This is a genomic window from Pseudomonas sp. Sample_16 (genome assembly GCF_004307665.1).
Lineage (GTDB): Bacteria > Pseudomonadota > Gammaproteobacteria > Pseudomonadales > Pseudomonadaceae > Aquipseudomonas.
Map to the genome: position 1 here is coordinate 50246 of NZ_RCOB01000219.1, position 21444 is coordinate 71689.

Genomic DNA, 21444 nt, shown 5'->3' on the forward strand with positions numbered 1-21444 from the left:
TCACAGGGCTGCGCAGTGAGGTTTTTTACTGCCTGGCCCGAGCTGATTCGTCTCGTTAACAAGCGCTTCTTTTTCTTCCAAAGGATTTGTCATGACCACTCAGGACACCGTTCAATCCCCGAGCCTGCGTTCCCAACGCCTGAACCAGATCACCCACGAGCCCCACACCAGACTCGATGCCCTGGTCAAAGCCCACGCGCCTTTTGAATCCCGGGCCAGCTTCGCCCGCTTCGTGGTGGCGCAGTACCTGTTCCAGTCGGAACTGGTGTCGCTGTACAACGATGCTCAACTGAACGCCATCGTCCCGGACCTCTGCGCTCGCTGCCGCGCCGAAGCGGCCAAGGCCGACCTGGCGGACCTGGACACCGACGTTCCGGCACCGGTCGCCGGTGCGGTGAACAACCCAGGCAAGGCCCAAGCGCTGGGCTGGCTGTTCGTTTCCGAAGGCTCGAAGCTGGGTGCGGCGTTCCTGATCAAGCGTGCCGTGGGCCTGGGTTTGAGCGAAACCTTTGGTGCGCGGCACTTGGGCGAGCCGGCCGGTGGTCGTGCGCAAGGCTGGAAGAGCTTCGTCAAAACCCTCGATGGACTGTCGCTCAGCGCAGAGGAAGAAGCCGAACTGGATAAAGGCGCCATCGATGCGTTCAATCGGTTCACGGTGTTGCTGGAACAGGCTTACGCCACCACCCCGGAAATCGCCTGACTGTATAAAAATCCTGTGGGAGCGGGCTTGCCCGCGATGGCGGCTTCACATCCATTAGAGATGCTGAATTGGAAAATGCTATCGCGGGCGAGCCCGCTCCCACAGGGACCGAGCAACTTCCCCAGATCCTGATCTAGCCTCGATACCTGCCTTGAGCCCATGCCCGCCTCCTCAAAACTAACCCGCGTTCTCTTCGGCCTGCTGGCCTACGTCAGCCTGGGTATCGGCCTGATCGCCATCGTCATTCCCGGCCTGCCGACCACCGAATTCATCCTGCTGGCCGCCTGGGCCGCCACTAAAAGTTCGCCACGCCTGAGTGCCTGGCTGGAAAGTCATCGATTGTTCGGTCCCATCCTCAGCAATTGGCGCAACGGCAGAATCATCGCGCGCCGGGCCAAAGTCAGCGCCACGGTCAGCATGCTGTTATGTGCCGGTCTCATGCTGGTAATGCTCGACCATGGCTGGCCGATTTATCTGGCGATCGTCGGAATGGGGCTGGGCAATCTGTGGATCTGGTCGCGGCCTGAATCGCCGACGCGACGCACCTGAATGCACCGCGATTTTTCCTGTTTTTGAGCCTGCTTTCGGCACATTTTCCCGCGCAAACGTTCAACCATGACCGTTCGTCGGCATGCTGCTCATGCAATCTCGGCTTCGCGCCGATGTGGATGGAATGGCGCTAAATGGATTTGGCGGATCGAGCCGCTCCGGCTCACAGCCAACTATTCATCCATTCGCGAGCTCGCCCCATGTTCGACTCACTGTCCATCCGCCTGAAAATTGTCCTGCTCTCCGGCCTCTGCCTGCTCGGCGTCGTCGCGTTGATCGTGGGCATGAACTTCTACCAGACCAATCAGAACGATGAACTGGTCAGCGACTCCAGCAGCAGAATGCTCACCGCCAGCGTGCAGGACTTGCTGCAGGCCAAGGCCGCCGAGCAAGCGGTTCGGGTGCAGAAGACGTTCGGTGAAACCCTGACGGTAGTGACCGCGTTGGCGGATCAGATCAACGACATGCGCAACCTCGCCGCCAAGCGCTCGCTCGAGCCCGGTGCCCTGCGCGAAGAGTTGAACCAGAGCTTGAAGACCGCATTCGAGCGCAACAGCAAGGTGCTGGGGATCTGGCTGGCGTTCGAACCCAACGGCCTCGACGGCAAGGACAGCGAGTTCGCCAATGATGCAGCCCGACAGTCCAACGAGGCGGGTCGCTTCGCTACGTACTGGAGCCGCGCCGGGGGTGAAGCGCTCAATACCATCATGGTCGAAGAGGACATGACCAAGACCACGCTTAACCTCAGCGGCACGCCCTACAACATCTGGTACACCTGCCCGCGGGACAGCAAGCGTACCTGCCTGCTCGACCCGTACGCCGATACGGTCGGTGGCAAGGAAGTGTTGATGACCACCATTTCCGTTCCGCTGCTGGTTGAGGGCAAAGCCATCGGCGTGGTCGGTATCGACATCGCGCTCGACGCCCTGCAAGCTGCGGCGGTCGATTCCCAGCGTGAACTGTTCAACAGCGCCGGGCACATGCTGATTGTCTCCGGCACGGGCGTCATGGCGGCCTACAGCGTCGACGCCAGCAAAGTCGGCAAAAGCATCGGCGATACCCTGGGCGCAGATGGCAAGGATGTCTTGCAACTGCTCGGCGCCGGCACCGCGAAAATTCTCCAGCAGGGTGACCTGATCCGCGCGGTGTACCCGGTCAGCCCGATTGCCGATTCCAAAGCCTGGGGCGTGGTCATCGACCTGCCCAGGCAAGTGCTGCTGGCGGATTCGGTGAAGCTGCAATCAGTGCTCGACGACGCCCAGCAAAGTGGCACGATCAAAGCCGTGCTCGTGGCAATCATTGCCGGCCTGGTCGGCTTGCTGCTGATGTGGCTCACCGCTTCGGGCGTGACCCGGCCGATCAACAGCGTGGCCGACATGCTCAAGGCGATCGCCAGTGGCGACGGCGACCTGACCCAGCGTCTGCACTACAGCAAGAAGGATGAATTGGGCGAGCTGGTCAGTTGGTTCAACCGGTTCCTCGACAAGCTGCAACCGACCATCGCGCAGATCAAGCAAAGCATCACTGACGCTCGCGGCACCGCTGACCAGTCTTCGGAAATCGCCCGTCAAACCAGCGAAGGCATGCAGGTGCAGTTCCGCGAAATCGACCAGGTCGCCACCGCTTCCAATGAGATGAGTGCCACCGCCCACGACGTCGCCAACAGTGCGTCGAATGCGGCAAGCGCCGCCAAAGGCGCCGATCAATCGGCCCGCGATGGCATGCAGATCATCGAGCGCAGCACCCGCGACATCAATCAACTGGCCGACGAAGTCAGCAAGGCTGTGACCGAAGTCGAGGCACTGGCAGTCAACAGCGAGCAGATCGGGTCGGTGCTGGAGGTGATCCGCAGTATCGCCGAGCAAACCAACCTGCTGGCGCTCAACGCGGCGATCGAAGCCGCGCGTGCCGGCGAGAGCGGTCGTGGTTTTGCGGTGGTGGCCGACGAAGTGCGCAACCTGGCCAAACGCACCCAGGACTCGGTGGAAGAAATTCGCCTGGTGATCGAACGTATCCAGAGCGGCACACGCGGCGTGGTTGCCACCATGCATTCAAGCCAGACCCAGGCCCACAGCAACGCCGGGCAAATCCAGCAAGCGGTGCAGGCCTTGAGCAAAATCAGCGACGCAGTCACCGTGATCAGCGACATGAACCTGCAAATCGCCAGCGCCGCGGAACAGCAAAGCGCCGTAGCCGAAGAGGTCAACCGCAACGTCTCGGCGATCCGCACCGTCACCGAAACCCTGACCGGCCAAGCTACCGAATCGGCGCACATCAGCAGCCAACTCAACAGCCTGACGACCCAGCAAATGAAGTTGATGGATCAGTTCCGCGTTTGAAAACGCACCCGGCAGGAGCAAAGCTTGCTCGCGATAGCGCAGGGTCAGACACTGCATAGCTGACTGTCACGCCGCCATCGCGAGCAAGCTAAGCTCCTGCAAGGGGTTTTCATCAATCTATGCTCGGCCTCTCGTTGCGCAAGCCCTTCGATGCGAGCGGGCTCACTCCCGCAGGTTGATGCAGTCCATGCAGGAGTGCTCACAACCTCAACACCCCGCTGTACAGCCCATAGGCTGCCAACCCGGCGCCGCAGATGACACAGGTGAATATGCCCTTCTCGACCGGTGTGAACAGCGGTTTGCCCTGTTCACGCCTGGCCTTGGCGAACAGGATCACGCCCGGGGCATACAGCAAGGCCGAGAGCAGCAAATACTTCAAACCACCGGCGTACAACAACCACACCGCGTAACTCAGGGCCACGCCGCCGATCAACAGATCCTTGGTCCGTTCTGCCGAAGCGTGCTCATAGGTTTCACCGCGCCCGCTCAACAACACCGCATAGGCCGCCGACCACAGATACGGCACCAGAATCATCGACGAGGCCAGGTAAATAAGGCTGGTGTAGGTGCCGGCGGAAAACAGCGTGATCAGCAGGAACAGCTGAATCATCACGTTGGTCAGCCATAGCGCATTGACCGGCACATGATTGGCGTTTTCCTTGGTCAGGAACGCCGGCATGGTCTTGTCTTTCGCCGTGGCGAACAGGATCTCGGCACACAGCAGCGCCCAGGAGAGCAACGCGCCCAGCAGTGAAATCGCCAGCCCCACGCTGATCAGCAACGCGCCCCAAGGGCCGACGATATGCTCCAGCACCGACGCCAGCGACGGGTTCTGCAAGGTGGCCAACTCCGGTTGGCTCATGATGCCCAGCGACAACACGTTGACCAGCACCAGTAACGCCAACACACCGAGAAAACCAATGACCGTGGCCCGCCCCACATCCGAACGTTTCTCCGCCCGCGCCGAATAGACACTGGCGCCTTCGATACCGATGAACACAAAGACAGTGACCAGCATCATGTTGCGCACCTGGTCCATCACGCTACCGAAACTCGGGTTGCTGCGCCCCCAGATGTCACGGGTAAACACATCGGCCTTGAACGCCACCGCAGCAATCACGATGAACAGGATCAACGGCACGATCTTGGCCACCGTGGTCAGCAGGTTGATGAACGCCGCCTCTTTGATTCCGCGCATCACCACAAAATGCACCGTCCACAACAGCACCGAGGCACAGGCAATGGCAATCGGCGTATTGCCCTCGCCGAAAACCGGAAAGAAAAACCCCAGCGTGCTGAAGAGCAAAACGAAGTAGCCGACGTTGCCCAGCCAGGCGCTGATCCAGTAACCCCATGCCGAGGAAAACCCCATGTAATCGCCAAAGCCGGCCTTGGCGTAGGCGTACACCCCCGAGTCCAGCTCCGGTTTGCGATTGGCCAGGGTCTGGAACACAAACGCCAGGGTCAGCATGCCGACGGCGGTGATTGCCCAACCAATCAATATCGCACCGGCATCGGCTTTGGCGGCCATGTTCTGCGGCAAGGAAAATATTCCACCGCCAATCATCGAGCCCACGACCAGAGCGATCAGCGCGCTCAGGCGAAGCTTTTGCTGGGTTTGCGACATTGTTGCGCCTCCAATGGCTCGGAAAATACCGGGTTATCTTCTTATTATCTAATTGGGTAGAGCGTAATAACCTTTATTCGTTAACGCCAATTTACGACTCTTACTGAGCGCTTATAGATTTACCCTTTTTTATAGCGATTCGCTTTAACCGTGCCCCTCAATAAAACTATTTGCTACTGAATTTACCTCCGCAAAGTTTGCGTCCGCCTAAAAACGAACTAGCGTCATAAAGCAGCAACACGATCCGTTAAATACTTAAAACACGACGCCTCTAGGACAGGCTTTTCAGAATGCTGACTTGTGCCTGCGAATATTTGGTGAGCTTTTATCCACAATGTGAGCATGCACTGATCCATGTCAGCTGATTGAGTTGTAAACAGAACCAAGCTGTTAACCCTCTTCATCTGCAATGGAGTCATGCAATGTCTGAAACCCCTGGAAAACTTCGACTGGGAGCACTGGTTGCCCTGGTAGTTGGTTCAATGATAGGTGGAGGGATTTTTTCTTTGCCACAGAACATGGCCGCCAGTGCTGACGTCGGCGCCATTCTGATTGGCTGGGCCATCACCGCCGTGGGTATGCTGACGCTCGCTTTTGTGTTCCAGACCCTGGCCAACCGCAAGCCTGACCTCGACGGTGGTGTCTACGCCTACGCCAAGGCCGGCTTCGGCGACTACATGGGCTTTTCTTCCGCCTGGGGCTACTGGATCAGCGCCTGGCTGGGCAACGTCGGCTATTTCGTCCTGCTGTTCAGCACCCTGGGTTACTTCTTCCCGGTCTTCGGTGAGGGCAACACGGTGGCTGCAGTGATTGGCGCCTCTGTCCTGCTCTGGGCCGTCCATCTGCTGGTGCTGCGCGGGATCAAGGAAGCCGCCTTCATCAACCTGGTCACCACCGTAGCCAAGATTGTGCCGCTGGTGCTGTTCATCCTGATTGCCGTGTTCGCGTTCAAACTGGACATCTTCACCGCCGACATCTGGGGCCTGAAAAACCCTGACCTGGGCAGCGTGATGGATCAGGTGCGCAACATGATGCTGGTCACCGTCTGGGTGTTCATCGGCATTGAAGGTGCGAGCATTTTCTCGGCGCGTGCGGAAAAACGCAGTGATGTGGGTAAGGCCACGGTGATCGGCTTTATTTCCGTGCTGCTCATTCTGGTGCTGGTGAACGTGCTGTCGCTGGGCATCCTGACTCAACCGGAACTGGCCAAGCTGCAGAACCCGTCGATGGCCGCCGTGCTCGAGCATGTGGTGGGTAAATGGGGGGCGGTACTGATCAGTGTCGGCCTGATCATTTCCCTGCTTGGTGCGCTGTTGTCATGGGTGCTGCTGTGTGCGGAGATCATGTTCGCCGCCGCGAAGGACCACACCATGCCGGCCTTCCTGCGCAAGGAAAACGCCAATCAGGTGCCGGTCAATGCGCTGTGGCTGACCAACGCCATGGTTCAGGTGTTCCTGATCATCACGCTGTTCTCGGCCAGCACTTACCTGTCGCTGATCTACCTCGCCACCTCGATGATTCTGGTGCCATACCTGTGGTCGGCCGCCTATGCCCTGCTGTTGGCGGTACGCGGCGAAACCTATGAAGGCGCGGCGGGTGAACGGCAGAAGGATCTGATCATCGGCGCCATCGCGTTGATTTACGCGGTCTGGCTGCTCTATGCCGGCGGTATCAAGTACCTGCTGCTCTCGGCCCTGCTCTACGCACCCGGCGCCATCCTGTTCGCCAAGGCCAAGCTGGAACTCGACAAACCGGTGTTCACCAACGTCGAGAAACTGATTTTCGCCGCGGTGGTCGTGGGCGCGCTGGTAGCGGCCTACGGTCTCTATGACGGCTTTCTGACCCTGTAATTTGTAGCTGGAGGATCACTGAAATGACCACGGAAAAAGTTAAGTACGGCGTCCATTCCGAAGCCGGCAAATTGCGCAAAGTCATGGTTTGCTCCCCCGGGCTTGCCCACCAGCGTTTGACCCCGAACAACTGCGACGAACTGCTGTTCGACGACGTACTGTGGGTGGCTCAGGCCAAGCGCGACCATTTCGATTTCGTCACCAAGATGCGTGAGCGCAATGTCGATGTGCTGGAAATGCACAACTTGTTGACCGACATCGTCGCCATCCCCGAAGCCCTGGACTGGATTCTGCAACGCAAGATCACCGCCGATTCGGTGGGCCTGGGCTTGATCAATGAAACGAGTTCATGGCTGCGCAGCCTGGAGCCGCGCAAGATCGCCGAGTTCCTGATTGGCGGGGTCTCTGCCGATGACCTGCCGGACAGTTTCGGCGGCAAGACCATCCAGATGTTCCGTGAATTCCTCGGCCACTCCAGCTTCATCCTGCCGCCGCTGCCCAACACCCAGTTCACCCGCGACACCACCTGCTGGATCTACGGTGGCGTCACCCTCAACCCTATGTACTGGCCGGCGCGTCGCCAGGAAACCCTGTTGACCACCGCCATCTACAAATTCCATCCGCAGTTCACCAACGCCGAATTCGAAATCTGGTATGGCGACCCGGACAAGGACCACGGCAGTTCCACCCTCGAAGGCGGCGACGTGATGCCGATCGGCAACGGCGTGGTGTTGATCGGCATGGGCGAACGCTCATCCCGCCAGGCCATCGGCCAACTGGCGGTCAACCTGTTCAAGAACAAAGCCGTCGAGAAGGTCATCGTCGCCGGCCTGCCGAAATCCCGCGCGGCGATGCACCTGGACACCGTGTTCAGTTTCTGCGACCGCGATGTGGTGACGATCTTCCCGGAAGTGGTGAACCAGATTGTTGCCTTCACCCTTCGCCCCGACGAAAGCAAACCGGGCGGCATCGACATCCGTCGCGAAGAAACCAACTTCCTCGACACCGTGGCCAAGGCCCTCAACCTCAAGGCCCTGCGCGTCGTCGAAACCGGCGGCAACAGCTTCGCCGCCGAACGCGAGCAATGGGATGACGGCAACAACGTGGTGGCCGTGGAACCGGGGGTGGTCATCGGCTACGACCGCAATACCTACACCAATACTCTGCTGCGCAAGGCCGGGGTGGAAGTGATCACCATCAGCGCCGGCGAACTCGGACGCGGTCGCGGCGGCGGCCACTGCATGACCTGCCCGATCATCCGCGATCCGATCGACTACTAACCTATTAACTTCGGCCCGCACTTACCGAGTGTGGGCCGAAGGGATAACCGACACCTTAGGAGATCCAAAATGGCGTTCAATATTCATAACCGCAATCTGCTGAGCCTGGAACACCACACCCCTCGCGAATTGCGTTACCTGCTCGACCTGTCCCGCGACCTCAAGCGCGCCAAATACACCGGCACCGAACAGCAGCACCTCAAGGGCAACAACATCGCGCTGATCTTCGAAAAAACCTCGACCCGCACCCGCTGTGCGTTCGAAGTCGCGGCCTATGACCAGGGTGCCAACGTCACCTACATCGATCCCAACTCTTCGCAGATCGGCCACAAGGAAAGCATGAAGGACACCGCCCGCGTACTGGGGCGCATGTACGACGCGATCGAATACCGTGGTTTCAAACAGGAGATCGTCGAAGAACTGGCCAAGTTTGCCGGGGTCCCGGTGTTCAACGGTTTGACCGATGAATATCACCCGACGCAAATGATTGCCGACGTGCTGACCATGCGTGAACATGCCGACAAACCGATCCACGACATCAGCTACGCCTACCTCGGCGACGCCCGCAACAACATGGGCAACTCGCTGCTGCTGATCGGTGCCAAGCTCGGCATGGACGTACGCATCTGCGCGCCGAAAGCCTTGTGGCCGGCGGACGACCTGGTGGCCCGCTGCAAACAGTACGGTGAAGAAAGCGGTGCCCGCATCACCCTCACCGAAGACCCGAAAGCCGCCGTCAAAGGCGTGGACTTCATTCACACCGATGTCTGGGTGTCGATGGGCGAACCCGTGGAGGCCTGGGCCGAGCGCATTCAGCAACTGCTGCCGTATCAGGTCAACGCCGAACTGATGAAAGCCACCGGCAACCCGCGCACCAAGTTCATGCACTGCCTGCCGGCCTTCCACAACAGCGACACCAAGGTCGGCAAACAGATCGCCGAGCAGTATCCACACCTGAAGAACGGTATCGAAGTGACCGATGACGTCTTCGAGTCGCCGGCGTGCATTGCCTTCGAGCAAGCGGAAAACCGCATGCACACCATCAAGGCGATTCTGGTGTCGACGCTGGCTGATTTGTAAGGACTGCCCCCAAACGATCGTTCCCACGCTCTGCGTGGGAATGCCGCCACGGACGCTCCGCGTCCGATGTGACGCGGAGCGTCACCAGATGCATTCCCACGGGGACCGTGGGAACGATCCAGGATCACCGACTCTAAAAGGACAACCACCATGCGTATCGTCGTTGCACTGGGCGGTAACGCCCTGCTCCGTCGGGGTGAACCGATGACCGCTGACAACCAGCGCGCCAACATCCGGATCGCCACCGAGCAGATCGCCAAGATCCACGCCGGCAACCAACTGGTCATCGCCCACGGCAATGGCCCGCAGGTCGGGCTGTTGTCATTGCAGGCCGCGGCCTACACCTCGGTTTCTCCCTATCCGCTGGACGTGCTCGGTGCCGAAACCGAAGGCATGATCGGCTACATCATCGAACAGGAACTGGGCAACCTGCTGGACTTCGAAGTGCCGTTCGCGACCCTGCTGACGCAGGTCGAAGTCGATGCCAATGACCCGGCCTTCCAGAACCCCACCAAACCCATCGGCCCGGTGTACACCAAGGCCGAGGCAGAAAAACTGGCTGCCGAAAAAGGCTGGGCAATCGCCCCGGACGGCGACAAATATCGCCGGGTAGTCGCCAGCCCCAGACCGAAACGCATCTTTGAAATACGCCCGATCAAGTGGCTGCTGGAAAAAAGCAGCATCGTGATTTGCGCCGGCGGTGGCGGCATTCCGACCATGTACACCGCCCCCGGCAAGCTCGAAGGTGTCGAGGCGGTCATCGACAAGGACCTGTGCTCGGCGCTGCTGGCCGAACAGCTTGAAGCCGATTTGCTGGTGATCGCCACCGACGTCAACGCGGCGTTTGTCGACTTCGGTAAACCCACCCAGAAATCCATCGCTCAGGCTCACCCGGACGAAATGGAAAAACTCGGCTTCGCCGCAGGCTCCATGGGACCAAAGGTGCAGGCAGCCTGCGAGTTCGCACGCCATACTGGAAAAGTCGCGGTGATCGGCTCACTCGCCGACATCGAATCGATCGTCCAGGGCAAGGCTGGCACCCGCATCAGCACCGCGACACCTGGCATTACCTACCTGTAAGGAGAGACGTGAATGGCACAATTCGAGCCGGGACACTTGCACATCGAACGTCATGCGCTGACCCCGGATGATGTCAGCTACAACGTGCACCTCGATTATGAAGTCAGCAAGAATGCCAAAGGGGAAAAAGGCATCCAGTTCACCTTGCATGGCAGCATTCAGGGCAAGGACGTGTCGGAGCCGTTCTTCCTGCCGAAAGAGGAAGCCTACAACTTCGCCAGCAACGTGACGAAAATCGCCGAAAAGTACGGAATTCCCAAGACCCACAGCCAGATCGGCTCTGTCCACAAGCATTACGATCTGATGTTTGAAGACATCCGGCAGCAGTTGAATATGAAATCCGGCGACCCGGTCAACCTCGAACACTTCGAGTAACTCAGGTACCTCTGCTGATCGTTCCCACGCTCCGGCGTGGGAATGCATCCCCCGACGCTCCGCGTCAGTGTGGACGCGGAGCGTCCATGGCAGCGTTACCACGCAGAGCGTGGGAACGATCATCATCCCGCTCTGGATTTCACCTTACCCCCTGCTCCAAGGCATACTTGCCACCCTCCGTAATCCAGAACCCGAAAGCGTCCCATGCGTATCCACGTCAGCTTCATCGACCGCGTCGGCATTACCCAGGAAGTCCTGGCCCTGCTCGGTGGGCGCAATCTCAATCTGGATGCGGTGGAAATGGTCCCGCCCAACGTCTATATCGACGCGCCGACCCTGAGCCCGCAAGTGCTCGAAGAGTTACGGGATGCGCTGTTCAGCGTGCGCGGCGTGCAAGCGGTCACCGTGGTCGACATCCTGCCCGGCCAGCGCCGACACCTGCAGCTCGATGCGTTGCTGGCGGCCATGACTGACCCGGTGCTGGCATTGGACAGCGCCGGCAAAGTGCTGCTGGCCAACCCGGCATTGATCGCCCTGTACGGTCGCGAACCGGCCGGTGAAAGCATTGCCGAGCTGTTTTCCGATCCGGCGTTGCTCGACGCCCTGCTCGAACACGGTTTTCGTCTGCCGCTGCGCGAAATCACGGTCAACGGCCAGACTTTATTGCTGGATGCCACGCCCATCACCGACGCTGGCGCGTTGCTGACCCTCTATCAACCCAATCGCATTGGCGAACGGCTGTCGGCGCTGCACCACGACCACGCCGAAGGTTTCGATGCGCTGCTGGGTGAATCGCCGGTCATTCGCACGCTCAAAGTCCGCGCACAACGGGTGGCGGCCCTCGATGCGCCGCTGTTGATCCAGGGCGAAACCGGTACTGGCAAGGAGCTGGTGGCCCGCGCCTGTCACGCCATCAGTGCGCGGCACAGCTCGCCGTTTCTGGCGTTGAACTGTGCGGCCTTGCCGGAAAACCTCGCCGAAAGCGAGCTGTTCGGCTATGCACCCGGCGCCTTCACCGGCGCGCAACGGGGCGGCAAGCCGGGGCTGATGGAGCTGGCCAACCAAGGCACGGTATTTCTCGACGAGATCGGCGAGATGTCGCCGTACTTGCAGGCCAAATTGCTGCGTTTTCTCAACGACGGCAGCTTCCGGCGGGTGGGCGGTGATCGAGAGGTCAAGGTCAACGTACGGATCCTCAGTGCGACCCACCGCGACCTGGAAAAAATGGTCAGCGAAGGCCTGTTTCGCGAAGACCTGTTCTATCGGCTCAACGTGCTCAATGTCGAAGTGCCGCCGCTGCGCGAACGTGGCCAGGACATCCTGTTGTTGGCCCGCTATTTCATGCAGCAGGCGTGCGCCCAAATCCAGCGTCCGGTCTGTCGCCTGGCGCCGGGCACTTATCCGGCTTTGCTCGGCAACCGCTGGCCGGGCAATGTGCGGCAACTGCAAAACGTAATCTTCCGCGCCGCCGCCATCTGCGAAAGCAGCCTGGTGGACATCGGCGACCTCGACATCGCCGGCACCTCGGTGGCACGCCAGAGCGATCAGGACGTCGACAGCCTGGAACAGGCCATGGACGCGTTCGAGAAAAACCTGCTGGAAAAACTCTACGTCAGCTACCCCTCGACCCGCCAACTGGCCAGCCGCCTGCAAACCTCGCATACCGCCATCGCTCATCGGTTGCGCAAGTACGGCATCCCCAATAAGCCGTAGAGCGTTTGATTGATCGTTTGATGATCGTTCCCACGCTCCGCGTGGGAATGCAGCCCGGGACGCTCTGCGTCCCACAGCGTGACGCAGAGCGTCACAAGTGGCATTCCCACGCAGAGCGTGGGAACGATCTATTCAAAAGCGACCTCCACCTGTACTGAAAGCGCTACAGCGGAACGATATCGCTACACTCCGCCCCGATCACGGCTGCGCAAGGCTTTGATCCACCTCAGCTTTTATCCTTGATAATTGCCGTATCGATTTCGCTACAGCGCCCCCTCACCCTGGAACTCCGAATCCCGCTAAATCATTGATCCAAATAAGAAAAACAACATTGGCCGTATTCTTGCTAAGTAGACGCTCATAACCAGGGCATCGCCCAAGCATTCAATCGCGTCCACCAGATGAGTCTGGCCCCTTAGGAGTTTCCATGAGCGAGTTGCGTTTTACTGAAGATCACGAATGGCTGCGCACCGAAGCTGACGGCAGCGTCACAGTCGGTATCACCGCTTTCGCCCAGAACGCCCTGGGCGACGTGGTTTTCGTACAACTGCCTGAGCTGCAGTCCTACGACAAAGGCGCCGAAGCCGCCACCGTGGAATCGGTAAAAGCCGCCAGCGGCGTGTACATGCCGCTGGACGGCGAAGTGCTGGAAGTCAACCCGGCGCTGGACAGCAGCCCTGAGCTGGTCAACGAAGATCCGCTGGGCGAAGGCTGGTTCTTCCGTTTCAAGCCAAGCGACGCCAACGCTGTCGGCCAACTGCTGGATCAGGACGCCTACGACCGCCTGATCAAAGCCCAAGCCGAAGCCTGAGGAGCACTGACATGACGCAAATCAATTTGACGACCGCCAACGAATTCATCGCCCGTCACATCGGCCCGCGCGCCGGTGACGAGCAAGCCATGCTCAACAGCCTGGGCTTCGATTCCCTGGAAGCCCTGAGCGCCAGCGTGATTCCCGACAGCATCAAGGGCACCAGCGTACTCGGCCTGGAAGACGGTCTGAGCGAAGCCGATGCCTTGGCGTTGATCAAGTCCATCGCCGGCAAGAACCAGCTGTTCAAGACTTTCATCGGCCAGGGTTACTACGGCACCCACACGCCGTCGCCGATCCTGCGCAACCTCCTGGAAAATCCAGCCTGGTACACCGCTTACACCCCGTACCAGCCAGAAATCTCCCAAGGCCGTCTCGAAGCGCTGCTGAACTTCCAGACCCTGATCAGCGACCTCACCGGCCTGCCGATCGCCAACGCTTCGCTGCTCGACGAAGCCACTGCCGCTGCTGAAGCCATGACCTTCTGCAAACGCTTGAGCAAGAACAAAGGCAGCCACCAATTCTTCGCCTCCGCGCATTGCCTCCCGCAGACTCTTGACGTGCTGCGCACCCGTGCCGAGCCGTTGGGCATCGACGTGGTGGTTGGCGACGAGCGTGAACTGACCGACGTGACGCCGTTCTTCGGTGCCCTGCTGCAGTACCCGGCAAGCAACGGTGACGTGTTCGACTACCGCGAACTGACCGAGCGCTTCCACGCCGCCAACGCTCTGGTGGCCGTGGCCGCCGACCTGCTGGCCCTGACCGTGCTGACCCCGCCGGGCGAATTCGGCGCCGACGTGGCCATCGGCAGCGCGCAACGCTTCGGCGTGCCGCTGGGCTTCGGTGGTCCGCACGCGGCCTACTTCTCCACCCGCGATGCGTTCAAGCGCGACATGCCGGGCCGTCTGGTCGGTGTTTCCGTGGACCGTTTCGGCAAGCCGGCCCTGCGCCTGGCCATGCAAACCCGCGAACAACACATCCGCCGCGAGAAGGCCACGTCCAACATCTGCACCGCGCAAGTGCTACTGGCCAACATCGCCAGCATGTACGCTGTTTACCACGGCCCTAAAGGCCTGACCCAAATCGCCAATCGCGTCCATCACCTGACCGCGATCCTGGCCAAGGGCTTGACCGCTCTGGGGCTGAACGTCGAACAGAAAAACTTCTTCGACACCCTGACGATCAATGCCGGCGCCGACACCGCCAGACTGCACGATCAGGCGCGCGCCCAGCAGATCAACCTGCGCGTCGTCGACGCTGAACGTCTGGGCCTGTCCCTTGACGAAACCAGCACCCAGGCCGACGTTGAAACCCTCTGGAGCCTGCTGTCCAACGGCAAGACCCTGCCGGACTTCGCCGCCCTCGCCGCCTCGGTGCAGAGCACCATCCCGGCCACGCTGGTACGTCAGTCGCCAATCCTCAGCCATCCGGTGTTCAACCGCTATCACTCGGAAACCGAGCTGATGCGCTACCTGCGCAAGCTGGCCGACAAAGACCTGGCCCTGGATCGCACCATGATCCCGCTGGGTTCGTGCACCATGAAGCTCAATGCTGCCAGTGAAATGATCCCGGTGACCTGGGCTGAATTCGGCGCCCTGCACCCGTTTGCCCCGGCCGAGCAAAACGCCGGTTATCAGCAACTGACCGACGAACTCGAAGCGATGCTCTGCGCCGCCACCGGTTACGACTCGATCTCGCTGCAACCGAACGCCGGTTCCCAAGGTGAATACGCGGGTCTGTTGGCGATTCGCGCCTACCACCAGAGCCGTGGCGAAGACCGTCGCGACATCTGCCTGATCCCGTCGTCGGCCCACGGCACCAACCCGGCCACCGCACAAATGGCCGGCATGCGCGTTGTCGTCACCGCCTGCGATGCCCGTGGCAACGTCGACATCGAAGACCTTCGCGCCAAGGCCATCGAGCACCGCGAACACCTCGCCGCGCTGATGATCACCTACCCGTCGACCCACGGCGTGTTCGAAGAAGGCATCCGCGAAATCTGCGGCATCATTCATGACAACGGCGGCCAGGTGTACATCGACGGCGCCAACATGAACGCGATGGTTGGCCTCTGCGCGCCAGGCAAGTTCGGCGGCGATGTCTCGCACCTGAACCTGCACAAAACCTTCTGCATCCCGCACGGCGGTGGCGGCCCGGGCGTCGGCCCGATCGGCGTGAAATCGCACCTGACTCCGTTCCTGCCGGGCCACGCCCAGATGGCACGCAAGGAAGGCGCGGTCTGCGCGGCACCGTTCGGTAGCGCAAGCATTCTGCCGATTACCTGGATGTACATTCGCATGATGGGTGGCGCAGGCTTGAAGCGTGCTTCGCAGCTGGCGATCCTCAACGCCAACTACATTTCCCGTCGCCTGGAAGAGCACTACCCAGTGCTGTACACCGGCAGCAACGGCCTGGTGGCGCACGAGTGCATCCTTGATCTGCGTCCGCTGAAAGACAGCAGCGGCATCAGCGTTGATGACGTAGCCAAACGCTTGATCGACTTCGGCTTCCACGCCCCGACCATGTCGTTCCCGGTGGCCGGCACGCTGATGATCGAGCCGACCGAAAGTGAATCCAAGGAAGAACTGGACCGCTTCTGCGACGCCATGATCCGCATCCGCGAAGAAATTCGCGCGGTGGAAAACGGCACCCTGGACAAGGACGACAACCCACTGAAAAACGCCCCGCACACGGCGGCGGAGCTGGTCGGTGAGTGGTCGCACCCGTACAGCCGCGAACAAGCGGTGTACCCGGTTGCCTCGCTGATCGAAGGCAAATACTGGCCACCGGTCGGTCGTGTCGACAACGTGTTCGGCGATCGCAACCTGGTCTGCGCCTGCCCGTCGATCGAAAGCTACGCTTAATCAGATGAGGGGGCGGGTTTGCTCGCCCCCGCGCTTAAGAACACCACAAAACCCTGTGGGAGCTGGCTTGCCAGCGATAGCGGTGGGTCAGTCGACATTTTTGCTGCCTGATCCATCGCCATCGCTGGCAAGCCAGCTCCCACAAGGAATGCATCACGCCTGAATTCCGCCAACTCCTATAAGAAGAAACCGGAGAACAACCATGTCTTTAAGCGTGTTCGACCTGTTCAAGATTGGCATCGGCCCCTCCAGCTCCCACACCGTCGGTCCGATGCGCGCAGCCGCGCGTTTCGTCGAAGGCTTGCGCCGCGAAAAACTGTTGGCCGCGACCACCTGCGTCAAAGTTGAGCTGTACGGTTCACTCGGCGCCACCGGTAAAGGCCACGGCAGCGACAAAGCCGTGCTGCTGGGGCTGGAAGGCGAACACCCGGACACCGTCGACACCGAAACCGTGGCCGCACGCCTGCAAGCCATTCGTGGCAGCGGACAGCTGAACCTGCTCGGCGAACACAGCATTGCATTCAATGAAAAAGAACACCTGGCGATGATTCGCAAACCGTTGGCTTACCATCCCAACGGCATGATTTTCCGTGCATTCGACGCAGCCGGGCTGCAAATCCGCAGCCGCGAGTACTACTCGGTCGGCGGCGGTTTTGTCGTCGACGAAGACGCCGCCGGCGCCGACCGCATCGTCGAAGACGCCACACCCCTGACATTTCCCTTCAAAACCGCCAAGGAACTGCTCGGTCACTGCGCCACTTACGGCTTGTCCATCAGCCAGGTGATGCTGACCAACGAAAGCGCCTGGCGCCCGGAAGCGGAGACCCGTGCCGGCCTCCTGAAAATCTGGCAGGTCATGCAGGACTGCGTCGCCGCCGGCTGCCGCAACGAAGGCATCCTCCCCGGAGGCTTGAAGGTCAAGCGCCGGGCCGCCGCGCTGCATCGGCAGCTGTGCAAAAACCCGGAATCGTCCTTGCGTGACCCGCTCTCGGTGCTGGACTGGGTCAACCTGTACGCCCTGGCGGTCAACGAAGAAAACGCCAACGGCGGACGCGTCGTCACTGCGCCCACCAATGGTGCAGCCGGGATCATTCCTGCCGTCCTCCATTACTACATGCGCTTCATCCCGACCGCGAATGACGACGGCGTCGTGCGTTTTTTGCTGACCGCGGCGGCCATCGGCATTTTGTACAAGGAAAACGCCTCGATCTCCGGCGCCGAAGTCGGCTGTCAGGGCGAAGTGGGCGTCGCCTGCTCAATGGCGGCCGGTGCCCTGTGCGAGGTCCTGGGCGGCACCGTGCAGCAAGTCGAAAACGCCGCGGAAATCGGCATGGAACATAACCTCGGCCTGACTTGCGACCCGATTGGCGGGTTGGTGCAAGTGCCTTGTATCGAACGCAATGCCATGGGTTCGGTCAAGGCCATCAATGCCGTGCGCATGGCCATGCGTGGTGACGGTCAACATTTCGTTTCCCTCGACAAGGTCATTCGCACCATGCGCCAGACCGGCGCCGACATGAAAAGCAAATACAAGGAAACCGCCCGTGGCGGTTTGGCGGTCAACATTATCGAGTGCTGATGCGCGCTCATCTGCACTCTTCTTCAGGAGCTGAATATGTCCACCGAACAACTGTTGAAAACCCCGTTGCATGCTCTGCACATCGAACTCGGCGCGCGCATGGTGCCGTTCGCCGGCTATGACATGCCTGTGCAATATCCCTTGGGCGTGATGAAAGAACACCAGCACACCCGCGATCAGGCCGGTCTGTTCGATGTGTCGCACATGGGCCAGATTCGCCTGACCGGCGCCAATGCCGCCAAGGCCCTGGAAACCCTGGTTCCGGTGGATATCATCGACTTGCCCGTGGGCATGCAGCGTTATGCAATGTTCACCAACGAAAGCGGCGGCATCCTCGACGACCTGATGGTCGCCAACCTGGGTAACGACGAACTGTTCCTGGTGGTCAACGCTGCCTGCAAGGATCAAGACCTGGCGCATCTGCGCAAGCACATTGGCGAGCAGTGCACCATCGAGCCACTGTTCGAGGAGCGCGCCCTGCTCGCCCTCCAAGGACCGGCGGCCGTGACGGTACTGGCACGTCTGGCACCGGAAGTGGCGAAGATGACCTTCATGCAGTTCGCCCGGGTAAAACTGCTGGGTGTGGACTGTTTTGTCAGCCGCTCGGGTTACACCGGCGAAGACGGTTTCGAAATTTCCGTGCCGGCCGCCAACGCCGAAGCCCTGACCCGCGCACTGCTGGCGGAACCGGAAGTTGAAGCCATTGGCCTCGGCGCGCGTGACTCCCTGCGCCTGGAAGCTGGCTTGTGCCTGTACGGCCATGACATGAACACCGACACCACCCCCATCGAAGCCAGCCTGTTGTGGGCCATTTCCAAGCCGCGTCGGGCCGACGGTGCGCGTGCCGGTGGTTTCCCGGGGGCTGAAACCGTATTCGCCCAGCAACAGGGCGGAGTCAGCCGCAAACGTGTCGGCCTGCTACCGCAGGAACGGACGCCAGTGCGCGAAGGGGCGGAGATCGTCAACGAAGCCGGCGAGATCATCGGCAGCGTCTGCAGCGGTGGTTTCGGGCCAACCTTGGGTGCGCCATTGGCCATGGGTTACATCGACAGCGCGTACGTCGCGATCGATACACCCGTCTGGGCGATTGTTCGTGGGAAAAAGGTGGCTTTGCTTGTAAGCAAAATGCCATTTGTTCCACAACGCTACTACCGCGGCTGATTGACTGTTCCTATAAGTAACGCGGTTGCGTTTACAACGCACTAATGTGTAACGCAACTGCCATAAAATAGTGCATCGTTTGGCTTTAAGCTTCGATTATGAACTTTGCTTATAACGATCGAAAACAATTGAACAGCTCTGTCGCATAAGCCAGCACTAGTTGGCATATCAGGCCGTCAACGTGAGCAAATCCGGGCCTTTCACAGGGCTTGTTTTTTCTCCCGTAGTTGGCGTAGAGTTTGTTCACTGTGTTTGCATGGGTCGCTTGGAATCGTGACCTGGGCAGTAGCCTACAAGTTAGCTACATCCCGTTCGACGTCTTCTTACTCTCCTGCAACCAGCCCCAGTACTCTTTCATGAGAAGGAGACTGTCATTAATTTTTGCGTCAAAGGAAATAAGAAATGTCCCAACGTCAGAGCGGTACCGTCAAGTGGTTTAACGACGAGAAAGGTTTTGGTTTTATCACTCCTGAAAGCGGTCCGGATCTGTTCGTGCATTTCCGCGCCATCCAGGGCAACGGCTTCAAGAGCCTGAAAGAAGGCCAGAAAGTGACTTTCGTCGCCGTGCAGGGCCAGAAAGGCATGCAGGCTGATGAAGTACAAGCAGAAGCCTAATCTTCTGTAACGAAAAAGCCCCCGATGCTGACATCGGGGGCTTTTTTGTGCGCGTAAATCCGTAAAATGGCTTCTTTTTACACCGAGAGCCCGCCATGTCGAAACACCTGCTGAAGCCCCAGGGCGAATTTCCTGCCGCGGGCCTGGGTCGTCGCCTGGCAGCGATGTTCTATGACTTCCTGCTGTGTACGGCCCTGCTGATCGTCACCAGCGGCATCTACAAGATGATTCAGATGGCGATCATCGGCGAAGAGAAAATGCGCACCCTGACCGAATCCGGCGCACTGGATGGCGACCCGCTGCTCTCGACCGTATTGTTTTTTGTACTGTTCGGCTTCTTCGCCAAGTTCTGGACTTACTCCGGCCAGACCCTGGGGATGCAGGTCTGGAGTATCCGCGTACAGAATGCCGATGGATCATCCATCAGCCTGTGGCAGGCGCTATTGCGCTTTGTGGTGTCGATCGCATCGCTGCTGTGTGTGGGCCTGGGGTTCATCTGGTCGCTGTTCGACAAGCAGCAACGCAGCTGGCATGACATCTACTCCGACACCCAGCTTGTGCGCATTCCGAAGAAGACCAAATAATTTTCCGACACAGAAACCACTGTGGGGAGCGAGCTTGCTCGTTCCCCACAGTTTTTAGTTGGCGGGAGTATCTTAAGCGTTACCGGCCAGTTTCATCCGCGCCGCCTGAGTGAAATCGAGCATCCGCTTCAACGGGCGAATCGCTTGAGGAATCAGGGCCGGGTCGACGAAGATCTCATTCGTCCCTTCCTTCAGGCTCTTGAGCGTGCGCTCAAGGGTGTTCATGGCCATCCACGGGCAGTGTGCGCAACTGCGGCATGCGGCGCCGTTACCCGCTGTAGGCGCCTCGATGAACACCTTGTCCGGGCACAACTGCTGCATCTTGTAAAAAATGCCGCGATCGGTCGCGACGATCAGCGTTTTGTTCGGCAGGGTCTGTGCCGCCGCAATCAACTGACTGGTCGAACCCACAGCATCCGCCAACTCGATGACCGAGGTTGGAGACTCAGGGTGCACCAGGATCGCCGCATCCGGATACAGCGCCTTCATGTCTTCGAGCTGCTTGGACTTGAATTCCTCGTGAACGATGCACGCACCGTCCCACAGCAACATGTCAGCACCGGTTTGACGTTGAATGTAGGTGCCCAGGTGCTTGTCCGGCCCCCAGATGATGGTTTCACCGTTGTCCATCAGGCTTTCAACGATCTCCAGTGCGCAACTGGAGGTCACGACCCAGTCCGCCCGGGCTTTGACCGCCGCCGAGGTGTTGGCATAAACCACAACCGTGCGCTCTGGATGCTGGTCGCAGAAGGCGGAAAACTCATCGACCGGGCAACCCAGATCCAGCGAACAGGTCGCCTCCAGCGTCGGCATCAGGATGCGTTTTTCGGGATTGAGGATCTTGGCCGTCTCGCCCATGAATTTCACACCGGCGACCACTACGGTCTTGGCCGGGTGAGCATTGCCGAAGCGGGCCATCTCCAGCGAGTCGGAGACACAGCCACCGGTTTCTTCGGCCAGGGCCTGAATGACCGGATCGCAATAGAAGTGAGCCACCAACACTGCGTCCTGAGCTTTGAGCTCGGCAGCGATGGCGGCACGGTAATGGGCCTCCTCTTGCGCGGTCAGCGGCTTGGGCTGCTTGGCGTCGAGGTGGGCTTGAACCAGAAGGCGTTCGGAAATCTGCGTCATGTTCGCAAGACCTGCAGGCGCATTCGCGCGAAAGTCGAGTATACACCCGGCTCCGGACCCTTCAGGGTACCGCCGGGAAATTGAGTATTCATCAGGCACGGACAGC

At 59.8% G+C, this 21444-nt stretch carries 17 protein-coding genes; 15 read left to right on the forward strand and 2 right to left on the reverse strand.

From position 1 onward, the window contains the following. The first annotated feature begins 91 nt into the window (after positions 1-91). The 3 genes from D8U69_RS29035 to D8U69_RS29045 all read left to right on the forward strand — a co-directional run bounded on the left by D8U69_RS29035 (position 92) and on the right by D8U69_RS29045 (position 3588). Entirely contained in the window at positions 92-700 is a 609-nt protein-coding gene (locus tag D8U69_RS29035) for a biliverdin-producing heme oxygenase (protein WP_130908645.1), read from the forward strand. Positions 701-859: 159 nt separating this feature from the next. Next, positions 860-1249: a YbaN family protein gene (locus D8U69_RS29040; protein ID WP_056852640.1), complete on the forward strand. Its 390-nt coding sequence runs from the start codon at positions 860-862 to the stop codon at positions 1247-1249. A gap of 200 nt (positions 1250-1449) precedes the next feature. After that, positions 1450-3588: a methyl-accepting chemotaxis protein gene (locus D8U69_RS29045; RefSeq protein WP_130908646.1), complete on the forward strand. Its 2139-nt coding sequence runs from the start codon at positions 1450-1452 to the stop codon at positions 3586-3588. Positions 3589-3787: 199 nt separating this feature from the next. Here D8U69_RS29045 and arcD (D8U69_RS29050) read toward each other — a convergent pair whose 3' ends face one another. Further along, on the reverse strand, positions 3788-5215 hold the full coding sequence (arcD, locus tag D8U69_RS29050; protein ID WP_056852641.1) for an arginine-ornithine antiporter: 1428 nt from the start codon (positions 5213-5215) through the stop codon (positions 3788-3790). Positions 5216-5637: 422 nt separating this feature from the next. On the opposite strand from arcD (D8U69_RS29050), the gene arcD (D8U69_RS29055) reads away from it, so the two are divergent. From arcD (D8U69_RS29055) to D8U69_RS29110, 12 genes are all read left to right on the forward strand, one after another. Continuing rightward, entirely contained in the window at positions 5638-7065 is a 1428-nt protein-coding gene (arcD, locus tag D8U69_RS29055; protein WP_056852642.1) for an arginine-ornithine antiporter, read from the forward strand. 23 nt (positions 7066-7088) lie between these two features. Beyond that, entirely contained in the window at positions 7089-8345 is a 1257-nt protein-coding gene (gene arcA, locus D8U69_RS29060) for an arginine deiminase (protein ID WP_056852643.1), read from the forward strand. A gap of 69 nt (positions 8346-8414) precedes the next feature. Then, the gene (locus tag D8U69_RS29065; RefSeq protein WP_056852644.1) at positions 8415-9425 is read left to right on the forward strand and encodes an ornithine carbamoyltransferase; all 1011 of its coding nucleotides are present in this window, start codon (positions 8415-8417) and stop codon (positions 9423-9425) included. A 150-nt stretch (positions 9426-9575) separates the two neighbouring features. Beyond that, positions 9576-10505 carry a carbamate kinase gene (gene arcC, locus D8U69_RS29070; RefSeq protein ID WP_056852645.1) on the forward strand — a complete coding sequence of 310 codons (930 nt, stop codon included), beginning with the start codon at positions 9576-9578 and terminating at the stop codon, positions 10503-10505. Between the two features lie 12 nt (positions 10506-10517). Then, positions 10518-10880 (forward strand): DUF5064 family protein, encoded by a 363-nt coding sequence (locus D8U69_RS29075; RefSeq protein WP_056852646.1) that lies wholly within the window; start codon positions 10518-10520, stop codon positions 10878-10880. A gap of 204 nt (positions 10881-11084) precedes the next feature. Then, complete coding sequence (locus D8U69_RS29080; RefSeq protein WP_056852647.1) at positions 11085-12593, forward strand: sigma-54-dependent transcriptional regulator; 1509 nt, start codon at positions 11085-11087, stop codon at positions 12591-12593. A gap of 427 nt (positions 12594-13020) precedes the next feature. Beyond that, positions 13021-13404, forward strand: coding sequence for a glycine cleavage system protein GcvH (gene gcvH / locus D8U69_RS29085; protein WP_056852648.1), 384 nt, complete (start codon positions 13021-13023; stop codon positions 13402-13404). An 11-nt stretch (positions 13405-13415) separates the two neighbouring features. After that, the gene (gene gcvP / locus D8U69_RS29090) at positions 13416-16268 is read left to right on the forward strand and encodes an aminomethyl-transferring glycine dehydrogenase (protein ID WP_130908647.1); all 2853 of its coding nucleotides are present in this window, start codon (positions 13416-13418) and stop codon (positions 16266-16268) included. 202 nt (positions 16269-16470) lie between these two features. Beyond that, positions 16471-17847 carry an L-serine ammonia-lyase gene (locus tag D8U69_RS29095; protein WP_056852650.1) on the forward strand — a complete coding sequence of 459 codons (1377 nt, stop codon included), beginning with the start codon at positions 16471-16473 and terminating at the stop codon, positions 17845-17847. A 36-nt stretch (positions 17848-17883) separates the two neighbouring features. Beyond that, positions 17884-19008 carry a glycine cleavage system aminomethyltransferase GcvT gene (gene gcvT / locus D8U69_RS29100; protein WP_056852651.1) on the forward strand — a complete coding sequence of 375 codons (1125 nt, stop codon included), beginning with the start codon at positions 17884-17886 and terminating at the stop codon, positions 19006-19008. Positions 19009-19410: 402 nt separating this feature from the next. Then, positions 19411-19623, forward strand: a complete 213-nt coding sequence (locus tag D8U69_RS29105) for a cold shock domain-containing protein (RefSeq protein WP_003175786.1) — start codon at positions 19411-19413, stop codon at positions 19621-19623. Between the two features lie 95 nt (positions 19624-19718). Continuing rightward, positions 19719-20207, forward strand: a complete 489-nt coding sequence (locus D8U69_RS29110) for an RDD family protein (RefSeq protein WP_056852652.1) — start codon at positions 19719-19721, stop codon at positions 20205-20207. Between the two features lie 72 nt (positions 20208-20279). Here D8U69_RS29110 and nadA read toward each other — a convergent pair whose 3' ends face one another. After that, the gene (gene nadA, locus D8U69_RS29115) at positions 20280-21338 is read right to left on the reverse strand and encodes a quinolinate synthase NadA (protein ID WP_056852653.1); all 1059 of its coding nucleotides are present in this window, start codon (positions 21336-21338) and stop codon (positions 20280-20282) included. Positions 21339-21444: the final 106 nt, after the last annotated feature.